The sequence below is a fragment of the Roseateles noduli genome, from assembly GCF_050626985.1.
Lineage (GTDB): Bacteria > Pseudomonadota > Gammaproteobacteria > Burkholderiales > Burkholderiaceae_C > Roseateles > Roseateles noduli_A.
On record NZ_CP192463.1, the window covers coordinates 393,201 to 413,540 of the forward strand.

Below are 20,340 nucleotides of genomic sequence, written 5' to 3' on the forward strand. Positions count from 1 at the left end.
ACGGCGCGCACCTTAGCGCGGCGTCCTGGGCCGTGGTGTCGGTTAATTCCAACAAGGCCGGAGCGTTTGCGCAAGCCGCCCGGTCCGACGACGTCGATCGACTCAGGGTTATCTACCAGCCCTTGATCGTTGACACTTCAACTATCAATGCCTAAAGTGATCCCGTCAAGCAGTCCTCGCCCGACGCTCGCCGGGTTTCCCACCATGCGTATCACCTGCATCGGCGGCGGTCCCGCCGGCCTGTACTTCGCGCTGCTGATGAAGCGGCAGAACCCGGCGCACGACGTGACGGTGCTGGAGCGCAACCGCGCCGGCGACACCTTCGGCTGGGGCGTGGTGTTCTCGGACCAGACGCTGGCCGCGCTGCGCGAGGCCGACCCGAAGACGGCCGAGCAGATCCTGCAGTCCTTCAACCACTGGGACGACATCGCCGTCCATATCGACGGACGCACGATGGTGTCCGGCGGCCACGGCTTCTGCGGCATCGGCCGGCGCAAGCTGCTGGACATCCTGCGCGAGCGCTGCGAGGAACTGGGCGTGGTCCTGCGCTACGAGACGGATGTCGCCGACGACGCGGAAATCGACGCCGACCTGATCATCGCCGCCGACGGCCTCAACAGCCGCCTGCGCCAGAAGTACGCCGCGACCTACCAGCCCGACATCGACCTGCGGAACTGCCGTTTCGTCTGGCTGGGCACCACGAAGCTCTTCGACGCCTTCACCTTCGACTTCCAGAAGACCGAATGGGGCTGGTTCCAGGCGCATGCCTACCGCTACGACGACACGCACTCGACCTTCATCGTCGAGACGCCGGAGCACGTCTGGCAGGCCGCCGGCCTCGAGGACATGAGCAAGGAAGAGGGCATCGCCTTCTGCGAGAAGCTCTTCGCCAAGGTGCTCGACGGCCATCCGCTGATCTCGAACGCGGCGCACCTGCGCGGCTCGGCGCAGTGGATCCGTTTCCCGCGCGTTGTCTGCAAGCGCTGGGTGCATCACAACGGCCGCGCGCCCGTGGTGCTGATGGGCGACGCGGCGCACACGGCGCATTTCTCGATCGGCTCGGGCACCAAGCTCGCGCTGGAGGACGCCATCGCGCTGGCGCGCGACATCGAGCGTCACGGCGGCGGCGTCGACAGCCTGACCGCAGCGCTGGAGGAATACGAAGCCACGCGGTCGATCGACGTGCTGCGCATCCAGAACGCCGCGCGCAACTCGACGGAGTGGTTCGAGAACGTCGAGCGCCACGCGCGGCTGGCGCCGGAGCAGTTCGCGTACTCGCTGCTGACGCGCTCGCAGCGGATCTCGCACGAGAACCTGCGGCTGCGCGACGCGCGCTATGTCGGCGAATACGAGTCTTGGCTCTCGCGACGCGCGGGCCTGGACCGCGCGGCGCCCCCGATGTTCACGCCGTTCACGCTGCGCGGCGTGAGCTTGAAGAACCGCGTCGTCGTGTCGCCGATGGCGCAGTACTCCTGCGAGGACGGCCAGCCCGGCGACTACCACCTGGCCCACCTCGGCGCCCGCGCGATGGGCGGCGCGGGGTTGGTGTTCGTCGAGATGACCTGCGTCTCGCCGGACGCGCGCATCACGCCGGGATGCCCGGGCTTGTGGAACGACGCGCAGCGCGACGGCTGGCGGCGCATCGTCGACCACGTGCATCGCAGCTCGACCGCGAAGATCGCGATGCAGCTCGGCCACGCCGGCGCGAAGGGCTCGACGCGCGTGGCCTGGGACGGCATCGACCAACCGCTGGACGAGGGCAACTGGCCGTTGATCTCGGCCTCGCCGCAGCAGTATCTGGACGGCGTCAGCCAGTGGTCGCGCGAGATGACCCGCGCGGACATGGACCGCGTCAAGGCGGACTTCGTCGCCGCGACGCGCCGGGCCGCCGAGGCCGGCTTCGACTGGCTGGAACTGCACTGCGCGCACGGTTACCTGCTGTCGAGTTTCCTGTCGCCGTTGACGAACCAGCGCGGCGATGCGTTCGGCGGCTCGCTGGAGAACCGCCTGCGCTATCCGCTCGAAGTCTTCGCCGCGATGCGCGCCGTGTGGCCGCAGGATCGGCCGATGTCGGTTCGGATCTCCGCGAACGACTGGGTGCCCGGCGGCACGACGACCGAGGACGCGGTCGCGATGGCGGAGGCTTTCAAGGCCGCGGGGGCCGATCTGATCGATGTCTCCTCGGGCCAGGTGAGCAAACAGGAGAAGCCCGTCTACGGCCGCATGTGGCAGACGCCGTTCAGCGAGAGCGTGCGCAACCGTGCCGGCATCGCGACGATCGCGGTGGGTGCCATCTCGGAGGCGGACCACGTCAACAGCATCATCGCGGCCGGCCGCGCGGACCTCTGCGCGATCGCGCGTCCGCACCTGGCCAACCCGGCGTGGACGCTGACCGAGGCGGCGAAGATCGGCTACCTGTCGGGCCCGGGCCTCGACTGGCCGACCCAGTACCTCTCCGGCAAGAGCCAGATGGAGCGCGAGTTCGAGCGCCAGCGCGCCACGGGCGGCGGGGCGGCCGCGCAGGAACAAGCCAACCGGGCGCTCGGCGTCTGAGGTGGCGGCCATGACGACTGGAAACAGGGGCGAGGAAACGGCATGAGCAACAAGTACCCGCTCGAAGGCCTGCACGCCGTCGTCACCGGCGGCGGCTCCGGCATCGGCGCGGCGATCGCGCAGGCGTTGATCGCCGACGGCGCGCGCGTCACGCTGATGGGCCGGCGCATCGACAGGCTGAAGGAACAGCGCGACCAGCTGAACATCGACGGCGGCCCGTCCGTCGAGCTGCAGGTCTGCGACGTCGGCGACGAGGCCAGCGTGCGCCAGGCCTTCGCGGCGGCTGTGGCCGCGGCGGGACCGATCGACCTGCTGGTCAACAACGCCGGCCAGGTCGAGACGGCGCCGCTCGCGAAGACCTCGCTCGACACCTGGCAGCGCCTGCTCAACGTGAACCTCACCGGCAGCTTCCTGTGCAGCCGCGAGGTGCTTCCCGCAATGACCGAGCGCCGCTTCGGCCGCATCGTCAACATCGCGAGCACCGCGGCGCTGAAGGGCTACGCCTACGTCGCGGCCTACTGCGCGGCCAAGCACGGCGTGCTCGGCCTCACACGCGCGCTGGCGCTGGAGACGGCGCGCAAGGGCGTGACCGTCAACGCGGTCTGCCCGGGCTACACCGAGACCGCCATCGTCGCCGGCGCGATCGACACCATCGTCGCCAAGACCGGCCGCACGCCGGATGAGGCGCGCGCCGAGTTGGCGTCGGCCAATCCACAAGGGCGGCTGATCGACCCGGCGGAGGTCGCCGCGTCGGTGGCGTGGCTGGCGCGCCGCGACAGCGGCTCGATCACGGGACAGGCGATCGCGGTCGCCGGCGGGGAGGTGATGTGATGCGTGACGCTGCACGGGATGCCACCCACGGTGCGACGCGCGCCTCGGCCAAGGGCGCGGCTCAAGACGTCGACGACGAGTCCGGCGCGGAGTTCGGCCCCGACCTGGAGTCGCGCATGCACGACGGCGATCACCAGGCGCTGCGGCTCTGGCTGCGTCTGCTGGCCTGCACGACGCGCATCGAGGACCAGATCCGTCAACGCCTGCGCAACGACTTCGGCACGACGCTGCCGCGTTTCGACCTGCTCGCGCAGCTCGAGCGCAGTCCCGACGGCCTGACGATGCGCGAGTTGTCGCAGCGCCTGATGGTCACCGGCGGCAACGTCACCGGCATCACCGACCAGCTCGAGGCCGAGGGCCACGTCGTGCGCGAGCCGCATCCGTCGGACCGGCGCAGCGTCACGGTGCGGCTGACGCCGGCCGGGCGACGCCAGTTCAAGCGCATGGCCGCGACGCACGAGGGCTGGATCGTCGAGCTGCTGGCCGGTTGGCCGCCCGAACAGAAGACGCAGGTGTACGAGCTGCTCGCGGGGCTGAAGGGCCACCTCGCGCAGCTCGACGCCGCCCGCAAATGAACCTCACCGGGCAATGACCGCCACCAGCGACTGATCGCCGCGGCGAACCCGGGAAAACAGGAGTACCCATCGATGGACAGCCATCTCATCAGCGGCAACACGCGCAGCCTGAAGGGCTTCGAGCCCCAACACTTCGCATGGCGCCAGGAAGGCGCCGTCGGCGTCATCACGCTGAACCGCCCCGAGCGCAAGAACCCGCTGACCTTCGAATCCTATGCCGAGCTGCGCGACCTGTTCCGCACGCTGGCCTACGTGGACGAGGTGAACGCGATCGTCGTGCAGGGCGCGGGCGGCAACTTCTGCTCCGGCGGCGACGTGCACGAGATCATCGGCCCGCTGACGACGATGGCGATGCCGGACCTGCTGGCGTTCACGCGCATGACCGGCGACCTGGTCAAGGCGATGCGCGCCTGCCCGCAGCCGGTGGTTGCCGCGATCGACGGCGTCTGCGCCGGCGCGGGCGCGATCATGGCGATGGCCTCGGACCTGCGCGTCGGCACGGCGCGCAGCAAGACGGCCTTCCTGTTCACCCGCGTCGGCCTGGCCGGCTGCGACATGGGCGCCTGCGCGCTGCTGCCGCGCATCGTCGGGCAGGGGCGCGCGTCGGACCTGCTCTACACGGGCCGCAGCCTGGGTGGCGAAGAGGCGCACCAGTGGGGTTTCCTCAACCGGATCGCCGAGCCGGACGCGCTGGAGGCTCAGGCCGTGGCCTGGGCCGCGGAGATCGCCGCCGGTCCGAACTTCGCGCATGCGATGACCAAGCGGATGCTGCACCAGGAGTGGACGATGGGCGTCGACGAGGCCATCGAGGCCGAGGCGCAGGCGCAGGCGATCTGCATGATGACGCAGGACTTCCACCGCGCGTACCACGCGTTCGTCGCGAAGCAGCGGCCCGAGTTCAAGGGCGATTGAGGCCGACCATGAATCATCAGAAGCATCTGGATTGGCCGTTCTTCGAGGACAGGCACCGCGCGCTCGCCAGCGAGCTGGACGGCTGGTGCGCGCGCAACCTGGCGCATGGCGCGGTCGATCACGACGACGTCGACACGAGCTGCAAATCGCTGGTGAAGGCGCTCGGCGCCGGCGGCTGGCTGCGGCATGCGGTGGCGGGCGAGGGCGAGGCCATCGACACGCGCGCCATCTGCCTGCTGCGCGAGACGCTCGCGCGGCACGATGGTCTCGCGGATTTCGCCTTCGCGATGCAGGGACTGGGATCGGGCGCGATCTCGTTGATGGGCACGCCCGCGCAGCGCGAGGCCTACCTGCCGCGCGTCGCGCGCGGCGAGGCGTTGGCGGCGTTCGCGCTCTCCGAGCCGGAGGCTGGCTCGGACGTCGCCGCGATGCAATGCGCGGCGCGCGAGGACGGCGACCACTACGTCATCGACGGCGAGAAGACCTGGATCTCCAACGGCGGGATCGCGGACTTCTACGTCGTGTTCGCACGCACGGGCGAAGCGCCCGGATCGCGCGGCATCAGCGCCTTCATCGTCGACGCCGGCACGCCGGGCTTCGAGATCGCCGAGCGCATCGACGTGATCGCGCCGCATCCGCTGGCGCGGTTGCGTTTCACCGCCTGCCGCGTGCCGAAGACCGCGATGGTCGGCGCGCCGGGCGAGGGCTTCAAGGTGGCGATGCGGACGCTGGACGTGTTCCGCACCTCGGTCGCCGCGGCCTCGCTGGGCTTCGCGCGGCGGGCGCTCGAGGAAGGGCTGAACCAGGCCAAGGAGCGCGCCATGTTCGGCGCCACGCTGGCCGACCTGCCGCTGACGCAGGCCAAGCTGGCCGACATGGCCTGCACCGTCGACAGCAGCGCGCTGCTGGTCTACCGCGCCGCGTGGGAGCGCGACCAGGGCCGCACGATCACGCGCGAGGCGGCGATGGCCAAGCTGATGGCCACCGAAGGCGCGCAGCGCGTCATCGACGCGGCGGTGCAGCTGCACGGCGGCCGCGGCGTGCGGCGCGGCGAGATCGTCGAGTCCCTGTACCGCGAGATCCGCGCGCTGCGCATCTACGAAGGGGCCAGCGAGGTCCAGCAGCTGATCATCGGACGAGACCTGTTGAAGAACGGCTGAGCTCACGAGCACGCGCCAGGACACACGAGCACGCACGAGCACGCACGAGCACGGACAGGCACGGATAAGGACTTCCTCATGCACCGCACCGCCCACCAGGACACCTTCGCCCGCGACCACCTGCCGCCGCAGGACCAGTGGCCCGCGCTGGTCTTCGATTTGCCGGAGCTGCAGTTCCCCGAGCGGCTGAACTGCTCGCGGGACCTGCTGGACCGCTGGGTGGCCGAAGGGCAGGGCCATCGGACGTGCGTGATCGGCGGCGACGGTCGCGGCGGCGAGATCCGCTGGACCTACGCCGAGCTGCAGGCGCAGGCCAACCGCATCGCCAACGTGCTGGTGAACGAGCTGGGCGTGGTGCCCGGCAACCGCGTGCTGCTGCGCGGCGCCAACACGCCGCAGATGGCGGCGTGCTGGTTCGCGGTGATGAAGGCCGGCGCGATCGCGGTGGCGACGATGCCGCTGCTGCGGGCCAAGGAACTGGGCCAGGTCATCGACAAGGCCCGCGTGTCGCATGCGTTGTGCGACGCGGCGCTGGCCGACGAACTGGAGACCGCGCGCGCGCAGTGTCCCGTCCTGGCGCGGGTGTGCCTGTTCCGCAGCGATGCGCCGCACGGGCTGGAAGCGCTGGCCGAGCGACAGTCGACCAGCTTCGAGAACGTCGACACCGCCTCCGACGACTGCGCGCTGATCGCGTTCACCTCCGGCACGACCGGACAGCCCAAAGGCACGATGCACTTCCACCGCGATGTGCTCGCGATCTGCCGCTGCTGGCCGGTGCACTGCCTGCGCGCTCAGGCCGACGACGTCTTCATCGGCAGCCCGCCGCTGGCCTTCACCTTCGGCCTCGGCGGCCTCCTGCTGTTCCCGCTGAGCGTCGGTGCGACGGCGGTGCTGCTGGAGAAAGCGTCGCCCGACGCGCTGCTGCCGGCCATCGCCCGGTACCGCGCGACGGTGTGCTTCACCGCGCCGACGTCCTATCGCGCGATGGCCGCGGCGATCGCTGCGGCAGGCACCGGCGCGGTCCAGGCGCACGACCTGTCCTCGCTGCGCAAGTGCGTCAGCGCTGGCGAGGCGCTGCCCGCCGCGACGCGTCAGTTGTGGAAGGACACGACGGACATCGAGATGATCGACGGCATCGGCGCGACCGAGATGCTGCATATCTTCGTCTCGCACACCGAGGAGACGGCACGGTCCGGCGCGACCGGCAAACCGGTGCCCGGCTATCGCGCGCGCGTCGTCGACGACGAGGGCAACGACGTGCCACGGGGCAGCGTCGGCAAGCTCGCGGTGCAGGGCCCGACCGGCTGCCGCTACCTGGCGGACGACCGGCAGCTCAAGTACGTCAAGCACGGCTGGAACCTCACCGGCGACGCCTACCTCATCGACGCCGACGGCTACTTCGTCTACCAGGCGCGCACCGACGACATGATCATCTCCGGCGGCTACAACATCGCCGGCCCCGAGGTCGAGTCCGCGTTGCTCGCGCATCCGGCGGTCGCCGAATGCGCGGTGGTCGGCGTGCCCGACGACGAGCGCGGCCAGGTCGTGAAGGCTTTCGTGGTGCTCAAGCCGGGCTCGCTCGGCGGGACCGACGAAGCCGCGCTGATCAAGGCGATGCAGGACTTCGTCAAGGCCACGATCGCCCCGTACAAGTACCCCCGTGCGATAGAGTTCCGCGCCAGTCTGCCCCGCACCGAAACGGGCAAGCTGCAGCGCTTCCGCCTGCGTGAGCAGTAACCGCAGTCTTCCGACCGACCGTCCCCTTTCCTCCCCGGAGAAGCCGATGAAGAAGCCGTCGAAGTCCCCCGCGTTCCTGCCCGCCCCGACCGTTGACCGCGACGCGGCCGGCGCACTCAAGACGCTCGCCGCGTTCGCCGTGTCCACCGCGCTGGCCATGACCGGTCCCGCCGCGCAGGCGGCCGACAAGCTCAAGGTCGGCATGCTGAGCACCTTGTCCGGCGCGGGCGCCGGCCTGGGCGTCGACATCCGCGACGGCTTCGCGCTCGCGGTGCAGCACAACGGCGGCAAGCTCGGCGGCCTGACGGTGGAGACCGTCACCGCCGACGACCAGCAGAACCCCGAGGTCGCCAAGCAGTCCGCCGAGCGGCTGCTCAAGCGCGACAAGGTCGACGTCATGACCGGCATCGTGTTCTCCAACGTCATGCTGGCGGTCGGCCCCAGCGTCTTCGCCGCGCAGGTGCCCTACGTCAGCGCCAACGCCGGCCCGTCACAGTACGCGGGCGAGCAGTGCAACCCCTACTTCTTCAACGTCGCCTGGCAGAACGACAACCTGCACGAGGCCATCGGCAAGACGGTGATGGACAAGGGCTTCAAGAAGGTCGTCGTGCTCGCGCCCAACTACCCGGCGGGCAAGGACGCGGTGGCGGGTTTCCGGCGCTACTACAAGGGCGCGGTCGCCGACGAGATCTACACCAAGCTCGGCCAGCTCGACTACTCGGCGGAGCTGGCGCAGGCGCGCGCGGCCAAGCCCGACGCGATGTACATCTTCCTGCCCGGCGGCATGGGCATCAACTTCATCAAGCAGTTCGTCGGCGCGGGGCTGTCCAGGGACATCACGCTGTTCGGGCCGGGCTTCTCCGCGGACGAGGACGTGATCAAGGCCGTCGGCGAGCCGATGCTGGGCATGTTCAACAGCTCGCACTGGGCGCACGACCTGGACAACCCGGCCAACAAGCGCTTCGTCGCGGACTTCGTCAAGGCCTACGGCCGGCTGCCCTCGCTGTACGCGAGCCAGGGTTACGACGCGGCGCAACTGATCGGCGCGGCGGTGCGCGACGTGAAGGGGAAGATCGAGGACAAGCCCGCGCTGCTGAAGGCGCTGAAGGCCGCGAAGTTCGAGTCGGTCCGCGGCCCCTTCCGCTTCAACCACAACCAGTACCCGGTGCAGGACTACTACCTGCGCGTGATCACCAAGGACCCGCAGGGCCGCGTGACCAACCGGACGCTGGGCAAGATCTTCGAGCAGCACGCGGACGCGTACGCGCCGCAGTGCAAGATGAAGTGACTGACGTGACTGAAGTGACGAGCGGGAGCCCATCGAGATGGACGCGATCCTGATCGCCGAGCAGGCCCTCAACGGCCTGCAGTTCGGGCTGATGCTGTTCCTGCTGGCGGCCGGCCTGACGCTGGTCTTCGGCATCATGGACCTGATCAACCTGGCGCACGGCTCGCTGTACATGGTCGGCGCTTACCTGGCCGCGGCGGCGATCGCGGCGGGCGCGTCCTTCGGGGTGGCGGTCCTGGCCGCGGTCGCGGGCACGGCGCTGTTCGGCATGCTGCTGGAGGTGACGCTGCTGCGCCGGCTCTACCAGCGCGATCACCTCAGCCAGGTGCTGGCGACCTTCGCGCTGATCCTGATGCTCAACGAGGGCGTGCGCATGATCTGGGGCGAGCAGCCGCTGCTGCTCAACACGCCGGCGGCGTTGTCCGGTCCGGTCGAGCTGCTGCCCGGCCTGATGTACCCGGCCTACCGGCTGCTGATCATCGGCGTGGGGCTGGCGGTGGCCGTCGGGCTCTACCTGCTGGTGACCCGCACGCGCTGGGGCATGTGGGTGCGCGCCGGCGCGTCCAACCGCGCGATGACCACGGCCATGGGCGTGCCCGCGGACCGGCTGTTCACCGCGGTCTTCGGCATCGGCGCGGCGCTGTGCGCGCTGGCGGGATCGCTGCTCGGGCCGCTGCTGGCGGTGCAGGTCGGCATGGGCGAAAGCATCCTCATCCTGGCCTTCGTCGTCATCGTCATCGGCGGCATCGGGTCGATCCGCGGCGCGCTGGTCGGCGCGCTGCTGGTGGGGCTGGTGGACACCGGCTCGCGCACGCTGCTGCCGGCGGTGCTGCGGCAGGTCGCGTCGCCGGAGGTGGCGTCCACGCTGGGCCCGTCGCTCGCGGCCATCCTGATCTACGTCCTGATGGCGGCGGTGCTGTTCTGGAAACCGCGCGGCCTGTTCCCCGCGAGAGGCTGATCCGATGACCGATCCGATCACCAGCCCCACCGGCCCGTTGCGTCCCCGGCGCACCCTGCTGCACCACCGCGCCGGCGGGGCCTGGGTCTGGGCGCCGTTCCTCGCGCTCGCGGCCTTGCCACCGCTGCTGCAAGCGCTGGGCCTGGAGTTCTACACGGTGGTCGCGACCCGCGTGCTGATCTTCGCGATCGCGGCGGCAAGCCTGAACCTGATCCTCGGCTTCGGCGGCCTGGTGAGCTTCGGCCATGCGGCCTTCGTCGGCATCGGCGCCTACGCGGTGGGCGTTCTGGCGGACGCCGGCGTGACCTCGGCCTGGATCGCCTGGCCGGCGGCGATGGCCGTGTCCGGCGCGGCGGCGGCGCTCATCGGCGCCATCAGCCTGCGCACGCGCGGCGTCTACTTCATCATGATCACGCTGGCCTTCGCGCAGATGTTCCATTACCTGGCCGTCTCGCTGAAGGCCTACGGCGGCGACGACGGCCTGCCGGTGCCGGCGCGGTCCGTGCTGGACGGCCTGCCGGTGAACCTCGCCGACGACGCGTCCTTCTACTGGGTCGCGCTGGGGCTGTTCGCGCTGGTCTTCGCGGGGCTGCGGCGGCTGGTCAATTCGCCGCTGGGCTGGCTGCTGCAGGCCGCGCGCGAGAACGAGACCCGCGTCACCGCGACCGGCGGTCGCGTCTTCGCGGTGCAGTGGATGGCCTTCGTCGTCGCGGGCGCGATCGCGGGGCTCGCCGGTGCGCTGCTCGCGAATCTCAACGGGCTGGTTTCGCCGCACCTGATGCACTGGTCGCAGTCGGGGCAGCTGATGGTGATGGTGATCCTCGGCGGCGCCGGCGCGCTGTGGGGCGGACCGATCGGCGCGGCGGTGTTCCTGCTGCTCGAGGAACTGCTGTCCGGCGTGACCATCCACTGGCAGTTCGCGCTCGGCGCGATCCTGCTCGTCGTGGTGCTCTTCGCGCCGCGCGGGCTGGCGGGGATCTTCGACCGCTTCGGCGTGAAGCAGGCGAGGTCCTCGACGGCGCCGTCGAAGTCCAAGGGAGCCGCGCATGCGTGACACCACGAAGGCGCCCATGCCATCGCCGCTGCCGTCATCGCTGCCATTGACGTCATCGCCGCTGCCGGAGCTCTCGCTGCTCCAGGTGCATCGTCTGGTGAAGCGTTTCGGCGCGCTGACGGCGACGGACGAGGCCAGCTTCGACGTCCGCGCCGGCGAGACCCACGCGCTGATCGGCCCGAACGGCGCCGGCAAGACCACGCTGATCCACCAGATCTCCGGCGCGCTGTCGCCCGACGGCGGCGGCATCTTCTTCGACGGCGAGGACGTGACCGCGCTGCCGATGCCGCGCCGCGTGCGCGAGGGCCTGGTGCGCTCGTTCCAGATCACCAGCATCTACCGCCGCTTCACCGTGCTGGACAACGTCGTGCTGGCGGTGCTCGCGCGACGGCCGTCGGCGCCGCCATGGTGGCGTGCGGCGCGCGCGGACGAGGCCGCCTATGCCGACGCCGAGGCGATGCTGACGCTGGTCGGTCTCGCGGCGATGGCCGACCGCGTCGCGGGCAGTCTGGCGCATGGCGAGCAGCGTCAGCTGGAACTGGCACTGGCGCTGGCCGCGCGGCCGCGGCTGTTGCTGCTCGATGAGCCGATGGCCGGCATGGGTCCGGACGAATCGGCGCGGATGGTCGAGCTGCTGTCCGCGCTGAAGGCGCAACACCTGACCCTGCTGCTGGTCGAGCACGACATGGAGGCGGTGTTCAAGCTCGCCGATCGGGTCTCGGTGCTGGTGAGCGGGCGTGTGATCGCGACCGGCTCTCCGGAGGAAATCCGCAACGATGCGGCGGTGAAGCTGGCGTACCTTGGCGACGAGGCGGACGGAGACGAGGCGGACGGCGACGGCGAACGCCATGCCGAGCCGGCGGCGAAGCCACCCGCGGAGGCCATGCCATGAGCGACGCGCTGCTCGAGATCGAAGGCCTGCGCGCCGGCTATGGCGACAGCCAGGTGCTCTTCGGCCTGGACCTGCGCATCGCGGCGGGCGAGGTCGCGACGCTGCTGGGCCGCAACGGCATGGGCAAGAGCACGACGCTGCGCTGCCTGACCGGCTGGCTGGCGCCGAACGGCGGCCGCATCCGCTTCGCGGGCGAGGACGTCACCGGGTGGCGCGCCGACCGCATCGCGCGCCTGGGGCTGGCGATCGTGCCCGAAGGCCGGCAGATCTTCCCCAACCTCAGCGTGCTGGAGCACCTGCGGGCCTTCGAGGCCAACCGCTGCCGCGCGACGGAGCCCTGGACCGTCGAGCGCGTCTTTGCGCTCTTCCCGCGGCTGAAGGAGCGCGAGAGCAACATGGGCCAGCAGCTGTCGGGCGGCGAGCAGCAGATGCTCGCCATCGGCCGCGCCCTGGTGACCAATCCGCGGCTGCTGGTGCTGGACGAAGCCACCGAGGGCCTGGCCCCGCTGATCCGCGAGGACATCTGGCGCTGCCTGGACACGCTCCGGCAGGCCGGGCAGACGATCCTGGTGGTCGACAAGTACGTGAAGCGGCTGATCAGGCTGGCGGACCGGCACAGCATCCTGGAACGGGGCCAGGTCGTGTGGCGCGGGGACTCGGCGGCGCTGGCGGCCGATCACGGGCTGTGGCACCGGCATCTGGGCGTATGACGGCACGCGACGCGCAGCGACCCCGCAGGACACGGCGAGACTCGGAACGACAGGAGCAGGAGGACGACATGACGGCTGCTTTCGAGCGCGAGGTGCTGATCCGCTTCGGGCATTGCGACCCGGCGGGGATCGTGTTCTTCCCGCGCTATTTCGAGATGCTGAACGCCTTCGTCGAGGACTGGTTCAACGAGGGGCTGGTCGTGCCGTACGCCGAGCTGCTCGGCCCGCGCCGCGTCGGCCTGCCGACGGTGCAGCTGCAGACCAATTTCGAGCGCATCAGCCGCCTGGGCGAGCGGCTGGTGCAGCGGCTGTGGATCGAGCGCGTCGGGCGCAGCTCGCTGTCGCTGCGCGTGAGCTTCGACGGCGCGGACAGTCCGCGCGTCAGCTTCGGGCAGGTGCTGGTGTGCACCTCGCTCGAGACGCACCAGTCGCAACCCTTCCCCGAGGACGTCCGCGCCGCGCTGGTGCGGGCGGTCCAGCAGCAGCAATCCCATCAATCGTCAGAGCAGTAGAGGAGTCACGACGATGAGCAACAACAACGACAACGACAACGACAACGACAACAACAACGACAACGGCCACGACAACGAGAGGACAGGCGCCGCCAAGCGCGTGCTGCAGCCCGCGGGCTGGGCGCCGCCGCGCGGTTACGCGAACGGCGTGGCCGCGACCGGCACGGTGGTCAGCGTGGCCGGGCAGATCGGCTGGAACGGCCAATGCCAGTTCGAGAGCGACGACTTCATCGACCAGTGCCGCCAGGCGCTGCTCAACATCAAGGCGGTGCTGGCCGAAGCCGGCGCGCAGCCGCGGCACATCGTGCGGATGACCTGGTACCTGCTCGACAAGCGGGAATACGTCGCCCGTGGCCGCGAGGTCGGGCAGGCCTACCGCGAGGTGCTGGGCAGCGAGTACGGCATCGCGATGACCGCCGTCCAGGTCGCGGGTCTGATCGAGGACCGTGCGAAGCTTGAAATCGAGGTGACAGCGGTGGTGCCGGCACGGGACTAGGATCGACATCGACCCGCCGCGAACGACGGCATTTGGCCAGCGCGCACCGCCGGCCTCCACGCATTCAAGAACGGAAGAGACACATGAGCCACGCATCCAAGGCCGCGAAGGCCGCATTCCACTGGGACGATCCGCTGCTGCTGGAGCAGCAGCTGACCGACGACGAACGCGCCGTGCGCGACGCCGCGGCGGCCTACTGCCAGGACCGGCTGGCGCCGCGCGTGCTGGAGGCCTTCCGGCACGAGAAGACCGACGCGGCGATCTTCCGCGAGATGGGCGAGCTGGGCCTGCTCGGCCCGACGATCCCCGAGGAATATGGCGGTGCCGGCCTGAACTACGTCTGCTACGGCCTGATCGCGCGCGAGGTGGAGCGCGTGGACAGCGGCTACCGCTCGATGATGAGCGTGCAGAGCTCGCTGGTGATGGTGCCGATCAATGAATTCGGCAACGAGGCGACGAAGCGCAAGTACCTGCCCAAGCTGGCCAGCGGCGAATGGATCGGCTGCTTCGGCCTGACGGAGCCGAATCACGGCTCGGACCCAGGCTCGATGGTGACGCGGGCGCGCAAGGTCGACGGCGGCTATTCGCTGAGCGGCAGCAAGATGTGGATCACCAACAGCCCGATCGCCGACGTGTTCGTCGTCTGGGCCAAGGACGACGGCGGCCAGATCCGCGGCTTCGTGCTGGAGAAGGGCTGGAAGGGCCTGAGCGCGCCGGCGATCCACGGCAAGGTGGGCCTGAGGGCGTCGATCACCGGCGAGATCGTGATGGACGAGGTTTTCTGCCCGGAGGAGAACGCCTTCCCCGACGTGCGCGGTCTCAAGGGCCCGTTCACCTGCCTGAACAGCGCGCGTTACGGCATCGCGTGGGGCGCGCTGGGCGCGGCGGAATTCTGCTGGCACACGGCGCGGCAGTACACGATGGACCGCCAGCAATTCGGCAAGCCGCTGGCGGCCAACCAGCTGGTGCAGAAGAAGCTGGCCGACATGCAGACCGAGATCACGCTGGGCCTGCAGGGTTGCCTGCGGCTGGGCCGCATGAAGGACGAGGGCACGGCGGCGGTGGAGATCACGTCCATCATGAAGCGCAACAGCTGCGGCAAGTCGCTGGACATTGCGCGCACGGCGCGGGACATGCTGGGCGGCAACGGCATCAGCGACGAGTTCGGGATCGCCAGACACCTGGTCAACCTGGAGGTGGTCAACACCTACGAGGGCACGCACGACATCCATGCGCTGATCCTGGGGCGCGCGCAGACGGGGATCGCGGCGTTCTGAGGCTGGGTTTTCTAGGGGGAAAAGGGCGCCACGGCGCCCTTTTTCGTGCCCAAGTTGTATGCAGAAACTTGCAAATCTGCAAGTTTCTGCATATGGTTTGGGAATGTCTGCACTCGACCTTTTCGTGGATCAGCGCCTCACCGTCGGGGAGGCGACGTTTTCGCGGGAAGAAGCGGAGCAGGCGCTGGGTTTGACGAAGGCGGGGCTCGATGCAGCCCTCGTGCGCTTGGGAAAGCGCGGACGGATCGTCAACGTCCACAAGGGTTTCTATGTCGTCATGCGGCCCGAGGACCGGGCTTATGGCATTCCTGATCCGGCCCAGTGGATCGGACCGCTCATGGCCTACCTGGACCTGGACTATCGCGTGTCGCTGTATCGGGCCGCCGCGCTCCATGGCTCTTCGCACCAGGCCGCGATGGTCTTCCAGGTGATCGTCCCAAGGCAACTTCGCAGCTTCGAGATCGGGCGCAGCAGGATCCAGTTCCTGACGCAGGGGGCGGAAGATTTTTTTGCGGTGAATCAAGCTGATTTTCTGACAACGATCAAGACGCGGGCTGGCTTTGCAAAAGCGGCGGGGGTCGAATTGACGCTCCTCGATGCGGCTCGCTATTCAGAGAAGGCGGGCGGCATCAACGGCGTCGCGCAGCTGGTGATGACGTTCGGCGACAAGGCCCGATCAGGGCGCTTGGCGCAGTTGGCCTCCCACTACGAGACGCCGTGTGTGCGAAGACTCGGTTTTCTTTTCGAGCACTTTCATCACGACAAGCAGGCGAGGGCTCTGGAGCCTTTCGCCGCTGGCGCGAAGACAACGGTGTTGCTGGATCCGGTGGCCAAGCCCGTGATCCCTTCGTTGGCAGAAGACTTCGAGAAGAACGCCAAATGGAAACTCCTGTTGAACCAGGAGGTGGAGATCGATCTTTGATTACTCGGAAGTACCTGGAAGCCTGGGCGCAGACTGCCCCTTGGGTGGATGAACGACAGGTTGAACAAGACCTCATCATCTGCCGCGCGCTGTGTGACCTGTTCAACTCGCCGGCCCTGAAGGGCCGGATCGCCTTCCGTGGCGGCACTGCCATCAACAAGCTGCTGTTCCCCGAGCCGCTGCGTTACTCGGAAGACATCGATCTCGTGCAGACGAGGCCCGAGCCGATCGGCAAGACCATCGATGCCATCCGGGAGGCGTTGGCGTGGCTCGGCGTGCCGTCGCGAAAGGTGGCCGCGCATTCGCTGCACTTGAACTACAGGTTCAATCCGGAAGGGGCGCCGGACGAGCGACTGCTGCTCAAGGTCGAGATGAACACCCGGGAGCACGCGAACCTGATGGGGCTGCACGAGATGCCTTTCGACGTGCGCAACGGCTGGTACAGCGGCGCATGCGACATCACCACCTTCGCGCCGGAGGAGCTCTTCGGGACGAAGTTGCGCGCGCTGCTCCAGCGCCGGAAGAATCGCGACCTCTTCGATCTGCATCACGGGCTGGAGTCTCTCGGTCTTGATGCGCGCATGGTCATCATGGCCTTCGACCATTACCTCGGCCTGGAAGGAACAACGATCACTCGAGCCCATGCCGAAGAGCGCATGCTCAAGAAGCTGATCGCCAGTCTGACCGACGACATCGGGCCACTGCTGCCGGCGGGCAGGCGTTTCGAGGAGGCGGATGCGATCGCTGCGTTTGAGAACGTCTGGCGCAAGGTGATCGCCCATCTCCCTGGCGATGCATGGAAGCGGACCTCCGACGTGCTGGATGAATTCCGCACCCGAAAGTTTCCGCGCCTGCTCGAAGGCGTGTAGCTGTTCGGGTCACTTTGCCCAAGTCATATGCAGAACACCGCAGTTTTGCATCTTTCTGCATATGGATTGGGCGGGTGAAAATCGTTGGAGGTTCCTTTCCATCGAGGTCTCCGGGCGAATCGTGACGATCCCGGTCAGAAGCGCTCGACGAGGGCCTGCAGAGACATCGCGACGATGTTCTGAAGCATGTGTGGGACAAGAAGGATCAGGAAGTGATGCGAGCGCCCGGCGTCTCTCCATCGCAACCACGCCCATGCGAAGACAGCGAAGGACGCTGCCGGTCCGAAGAACCACATGGGATGAATCGCACCGTGAGCGGCTCCTGCGATGAGGCCGATCACCATGCTTGAGGCCCATCGCGCCCGGGTCATGCTTCGGAGCAGTGATCCGGCGGCCCAGGCGAGTAGCGACTCGACGAGCGGCGCAAGAAGCGTTGCGCCGAACCAGTCGACGGCCGGGAGCGGCGGGTTGGGTAAGCGCGGCGTTGGTATTCCGATCGATTGGACGACGAAGGTCGCGAGTCCCTGAAGTGACGCGGCTGCCAGCAGCGACAGGATCGTGACCTTCAGGCAATAGACGAGCAGCGGATCGGTGAGGTCCGGTGCGGCGCGCTGCGGGTCGAGGCGGCGATCGGGCCGCTGCTTCGGCTGGATGCTCATGGGCGACATGGCGGTCCATTCTCCGAAGAAGGTGCTGACATGGATAGAACTCAGATCCGCTAGATCTCTGATGTCAGCGAGCCGAGGCGTCATCCAATCTGTCGTGAACGCGACAGCGAGTAGGGCCGGCCAGTAGCACGATCCCCCGCTGACCGGCCCCGTTCGATGGTCCGGCGCGATCAGGAGACGCTCATGGACGACATCACCGCCCGCATTCCCTCGCTCAAGGGCCAGGTCAGCGACGCCGAATGGCAACTGCGCGTGGACCTCGCCGCGTGCTACCGGCTCGTCGCGCGCTACGGCTGGAGCGACCTGATCTTCACGCACATCAGCGCGCGCCTGCCCGGCGACGCGCATGAGTTCCTGATCAATCCCTACGGGCTGATGTTCGACGAGATCACCGCCTCCAGCCTGATCAAGGTCGACGCGTCGGGCAACAAGCTGCAGGAGACGCCGTTCCCGGTGAACCAGGCCGGCTTCATCATCCATTCCGCGATCCACGCGGCGCGGCACGACATCGGCTGCGTGCTGCACACGCACACGCGCGCCGGCGTGGCGGTGTCGGCGCAGAAGGGCGGGGTGCTGCCGATCTCGCAGCAATCGACCTTCGTGCTGGCCTCGCTCGCGTACCACGACTACGAGGGCGTCGCGATCCGCCCCGACGAGCAGCCGCGGCTGCAGAACGACCTCGGCGACAAGATCTTCTACTGCCTGCGCAACCACGGGCTGCTGACCGTCGGCAAGACGATCGGCGATGCCTTCCTGTCGATGTACACCTTCGAGAGCGCCTGTCAGATCCAGATCGCGGCGCAGGCCGGCGGCGTCGAGCTGACGCCCGTCCACGACGCGATCATCCGCGGGACCGCCGAGTCGATGCGCGTGCAGACCGGCGGCCTGGGCGGGGCGTTCGTGTGGCCGACGCTGCTGCGGCAGGCGAGAAGGCAGTGTCCCGGCTTCGACGTCTGAGCACGGGCCGGGGAACGCTCACGGCTTGATCACCGCCAGCAGCGCGATCGCGCTGATGCCGACGATCGCGATGACCGGCGCATGACGGATCCACGCCGGGGCAGGGCGCTCGTCCTGATCGACGTGCCGGCGCAGCGTCGCCGACAGGGCGCCGTGCAGCCCGGACAGCCCCACGACGATCGGCAGCTTGGCGTTCAGCCAGAGCGCGCCGAACCAGCCGCCCCAACTTGCAAGGCCGATGCCCAGGGCCCATGCGGTCAGCATCGCCGGTGTGGTCACGCGTCGGTCCCACTTCAGGATCGCCGTCGCCAGGCGCTTCTCGTGCGGCAGCAGGACCGCCTCCTTGACGGGGCGGAGCGCGGCAGTCGCGATGGCAAGCAGCACCAATCCGCCCACCCAGGTGAGCACGGCCGCCAGGTGCAGTCCCTTGAGCCAGAGGTAGATCACGCCACGGCTCCACGACGCAACATGCGCCAGCTGTAGAGACCACCGAGCGGGATGAACGCGGCAAGCAGCAGTCGCCACGCTGTCGGTGCGTCGACCGCACGCTCCGTCGTGGCTTGCGCGAGCTGCCAGCAGAAGACGAGGAAGCCCATGCCGTGTACCGGGCCCATGACGGACACGGCGATCGGTAGATCCGCCAGGTGCTTCAAGGGGACGGCGATCAATACCAGCGCCAGCAGCGTGAACGCTTCCAGCAGGCAGAGCCGTCGAAGCATCGAGAGGCGATGAGCGGCGGAGCGAGGAGACGAATGAGGCAACGGGAACTCCGTGAGGTCCAGGCGGAACACGGTGGATTCTTCCGATCTGGTGCCGTCTCCGAAAGTGGCTGAATCGACGTCCTTCGACTGTTTTCAGCCAGAGGCGTGGAGAATGGCGATCTGTCGATGTCCCGTGTTGGAGTTTCTGTCCATGCCCACCTCGCGATCCGCCGCCACCGTGCCTTTACCTGTCGCGGCCTCTCCGATCCAGGTCGCCGTGCTCGCGTTGCCGGGCGTGGTGCCTTTCGACTTGACGATCGCCGGCGAGGTCTTCGGCCGCGTCGCGCTGGATGACGGGCGCAAGGGCTACGCGGTCACGGTCTGCAGTGAGCCCGACGAGATCGACACCGGCGGCTTCACGATCGGCGTGAAGCGCCGCCTCGCCACGCTCAGGCGTGCGCACACGATCGTCGTGCCGGGCATCGAGTCGCCGGCGACGTCGATCAGTCCAGCGGTGAAGCGCGCGCTCGTGGCGGCGCACGCGCGCGGCGCGCGGATCGCGTCGATCTGCACGGGCGCGTTCGTGCTCGCACAGGCGGGACTGCTCGACGGACTGCGCGCGACGACGCACTGGGCCGCCGCTCCGCTGATGGCGCAGCGCCATCCGGAGGTCGACCTCGATCCCTCGGTGCTCTTCGTCGACAACGGGCAGATCCTCACGTCGGCCGGCGCAGCCGCCGGGATCGATCTCTGCCTGCACATGGTGCGCGGCGACTACGGCACGGCCGTGGCCGCGAGGATGGCGCGCTTGTCGGTCGTCCCGTTGCAGCGCGAGGGCGGCCAGGCGCAGTTCATCCAGCCCGCCGACCTGCCGCCGGATCGCGACCTGCAGCCAGTCATCGCGTGGGCGCTGAAGCAGCTGCACCGTCCGATTCCGATGACCGAGCTCGCCGGCAAGGGCTGCGTCAGTCCGCGGACCTTGCATCGACGATTCCAGGAGCAGTTCGGCGTCGCGCCGGTGCAGTGGCTGATCCAGGCGCGGGTCCGCCGCGCGCAGGAGATGCTCGAGACCGGGTCCTCGAGCATCGAGCAGATCGTCGAGGCCGTCGGCCTCGGCTCGGCCGCGAATTTCCGGAACCAGTTCCAGCGCATCGCCGGTGTCAGCCCGAGCGCCTATCGGAATAGCTTCGGCCAGCGGTGATCGACAGCCGCGCGGCAGGCGGCGGGTTTCATAACCCCCAGGAACGAAAGAATGATCCGGGTCGACA

General features: G+C 68.7%; 21 protein-coding genes. 18 read left to right on the top strand and 3 right to left on the bottom strand.

What is annotated here, in order from left to right; translation table 11 throughout:
- Positions 1-204: 204 nt before the first annotated feature.
- From ACQ4L4_RS01860 to ACQ4L4_RS01935, 16 genes are all read left to right on the top strand, one after another.
- Complete coding sequence (locus tag ACQ4L4_RS01860) at positions 205-2,553, top strand: bifunctional salicylyl-CoA 5-hydroxylase/oxidoreductase (protein ID WP_431102517.1); 2,349 nt, start codon at positions 205-207, stop codon at positions 2,551-2,553.
- Between the two features lie 42 nt (positions 2,554-2,595).
- Complete coding sequence (locus ACQ4L4_RS01865) at positions 2,596-3,384, top strand: SDR family NAD(P)-dependent oxidoreductase (RefSeq protein WP_431102518.1); 789 nt, start codon at positions 2,596-2,598, stop codon at positions 3,382-3,384.
- Positions 3,384-3,959, top strand: a complete 576-nt coding sequence (locus ACQ4L4_RS01870) for a MarR family winged helix-turn-helix transcriptional regulator (protein ID WP_431102519.1) — start codon at positions 3,384-3,386, stop codon at positions 3,957-3,959. Before ACQ4L4_RS01865 ends, ACQ4L4_RS01870 begins: the two co-directional genes overlap by 1 nt.
- Positions 3,960-4,031: 72 nt before the next feature.
- Positions 4,032-4,871 (top strand): enoyl-CoA hydratase family protein, encoded by an 840-nt coding sequence (locus ACQ4L4_RS01875; protein ID WP_431102520.1) that lies wholly within the window; start codon positions 4,032-4,034, stop codon positions 4,869-4,871.
- An 8-nt stretch (positions 4,872-4,879) separates the two neighbouring features.
- Entirely contained in the window at positions 4,880-6,031 is a 1,152-nt protein-coding gene (locus tag ACQ4L4_RS01880) for an acyl-CoA dehydrogenase family protein (RefSeq protein ID WP_431102521.1), read from the top strand.
- A gap of 78 nt (positions 6,032-6,109) precedes the next feature.
- The gene (locus ACQ4L4_RS01885) at positions 6,110-7,768 is read left to right on the top strand and encodes a benzoate-CoA ligase family protein (RefSeq protein ID WP_431102522.1); all 1,659 of its coding nucleotides are present in this window, start codon (positions 6,110-6,112) and stop codon (positions 7,766-7,768) included.
- Between the two features lie 46 nt (positions 7,769-7,814).
- A complete protein-coding gene (locus ACQ4L4_RS01890; protein ID WP_431102523.1) occupies positions 7,815-9,056 on the top strand; it encodes an ABC transporter substrate-binding protein in 1,242 nt (413 codons plus the stop codon).
- Positions 9,057-9,093: 37 nt separating this feature from the next.
- Positions 9,094-10,014 carry a branched-chain amino acid ABC transporter permease gene (locus ACQ4L4_RS01895; protein WP_431102524.1) on the top strand — a complete coding sequence of 307 codons (921 nt, stop codon included), beginning with the start codon at positions 9,094-9,096 and terminating at the stop codon, positions 10,012-10,014.
- Positions 10,015-10,018: 4 nt separating this feature from the next.
- Positions 10,019-11,068, top strand: coding sequence for a branched-chain amino acid ABC transporter permease (locus tag ACQ4L4_RS01900; RefSeq protein WP_431102525.1), 1,050 nt, complete (start codon positions 10,019-10,021; stop codon positions 11,066-11,068).
- Positions 11,069-11,084: 16 nt separating this feature from the next.
- The gene (locus ACQ4L4_RS01905; RefSeq protein ID WP_431104846.1) at positions 11,085-11,960 is read left to right on the top strand and encodes an ABC transporter ATP-binding protein; all 876 of its coding nucleotides are present in this window, start codon (positions 11,085-11,087) and stop codon (positions 11,958-11,960) included.
- Positions 11,957-12,670, top strand: coding sequence for an ABC transporter ATP-binding protein (locus ACQ4L4_RS01910; protein WP_431102526.1), 714 nt, complete (start codon positions 11,957-11,959; stop codon positions 12,668-12,670). Before ACQ4L4_RS01905 ends, ACQ4L4_RS01910 begins: the two co-directional genes overlap by 4 nt.
- 68 nt (positions 12,671-12,738) lie before the next feature.
- Entirely contained in the window at positions 12,739-13,182 is a 444-nt protein-coding gene (locus ACQ4L4_RS01915; protein ID WP_431102527.1) for an acyl-CoA thioesterase, read from the top strand.
- 13 nt (positions 13,183-13,195) lie between these two features.
- Positions 13,196-13,678 (top strand): RidA family protein, encoded by a 483-nt coding sequence (locus tag ACQ4L4_RS01920; RefSeq protein ID WP_431102528.1) that lies wholly within the window; start codon positions 13,196-13,198, stop codon positions 13,676-13,678.
- Between the two features lie 83 nt (positions 13,679-13,761).
- The gene (locus ACQ4L4_RS01925) at positions 13,762-14,955 is read left to right on the top strand and encodes an acyl-CoA dehydrogenase (protein WP_377156193.1); all 1,194 of its coding nucleotides are present in this window, start codon (positions 13,762-13,764) and stop codon (positions 14,953-14,955) included.
- Between the two features lie 103 nt (positions 14,956-15,058).
- Entirely contained in the window at positions 15,059-15,877 is an 819-nt protein-coding gene (locus ACQ4L4_RS01930; RefSeq protein ID WP_431102529.1) for a type IV toxin-antitoxin system AbiEi family antitoxin domain-containing protein, read from the top strand.
- Complete coding sequence (locus ACQ4L4_RS01935; protein ID WP_431102530.1) at positions 15,835-16,746, top strand: nucleotidyl transferase AbiEii/AbiGii toxin family protein; 912 nt, start codon at positions 15,835-15,837, stop codon at positions 16,744-16,746. The genes ACQ4L4_RS01930 and ACQ4L4_RS01935 overlap by 43 nt, the downstream gene beginning before the upstream one ends.
- 134 nt (positions 16,747-16,880) lie before the next feature.
- Here ACQ4L4_RS01935 and ACQ4L4_RS01940 read toward each other — a convergent pair whose 3' ends face one another.
- A complete protein-coding gene (locus tag ACQ4L4_RS01940; RefSeq protein ID WP_431102531.1) occupies positions 16,881-17,405 on the bottom strand; it encodes a hypothetical protein in 525 nt (174 codons plus the stop codon).
- 192 nt (positions 17,406-17,597) lie between these two features.
- On the opposite strand from ACQ4L4_RS01940, the gene ACQ4L4_RS01945 reads away from it, so the two are divergent.
- Positions 17,598-18,371, top strand: coding sequence for a class II aldolase/adducin family protein (locus ACQ4L4_RS01945; protein WP_377156182.1), 774 nt, complete (start codon positions 17,598-17,600; stop codon positions 18,369-18,371).
- A gap of 18 nt (positions 18,372-18,389) precedes the next feature.
- Here ACQ4L4_RS01945 and ACQ4L4_RS01950 read toward each other — a convergent pair whose 3' ends face one another.
- Positions 18,390-18,818, bottom strand: coding sequence for a CopD family protein (locus ACQ4L4_RS01950; protein WP_431102532.1), 429 nt, complete (start codon positions 18,816-18,818; stop codon positions 18,390-18,392).
- Positions 18,815-19,162, bottom strand: coding sequence for a DUF3817 domain-containing protein (locus ACQ4L4_RS01955; RefSeq protein ID WP_431102533.1), 348 nt, complete (start codon positions 19,160-19,162; stop codon positions 18,815-18,817). The genes ACQ4L4_RS01950 and ACQ4L4_RS01955 overlap by 4 nt, the downstream gene beginning before the upstream one ends.
- Positions 19,163-19,283: 121 nt before the next feature.
- On the opposite strand from ACQ4L4_RS01955, the gene ACQ4L4_RS01960 reads away from it, so the two are divergent.
- Positions 19,284-20,273: a GlxA family transcriptional regulator gene (locus tag ACQ4L4_RS01960; RefSeq protein WP_431102534.1), complete on the top strand. Its 990-nt coding sequence runs from the start codon at positions 19,284-19,286 to the stop codon at positions 20,271-20,273.
- Positions 20,274-20,340 lie beyond the last annotated feature (67 nt).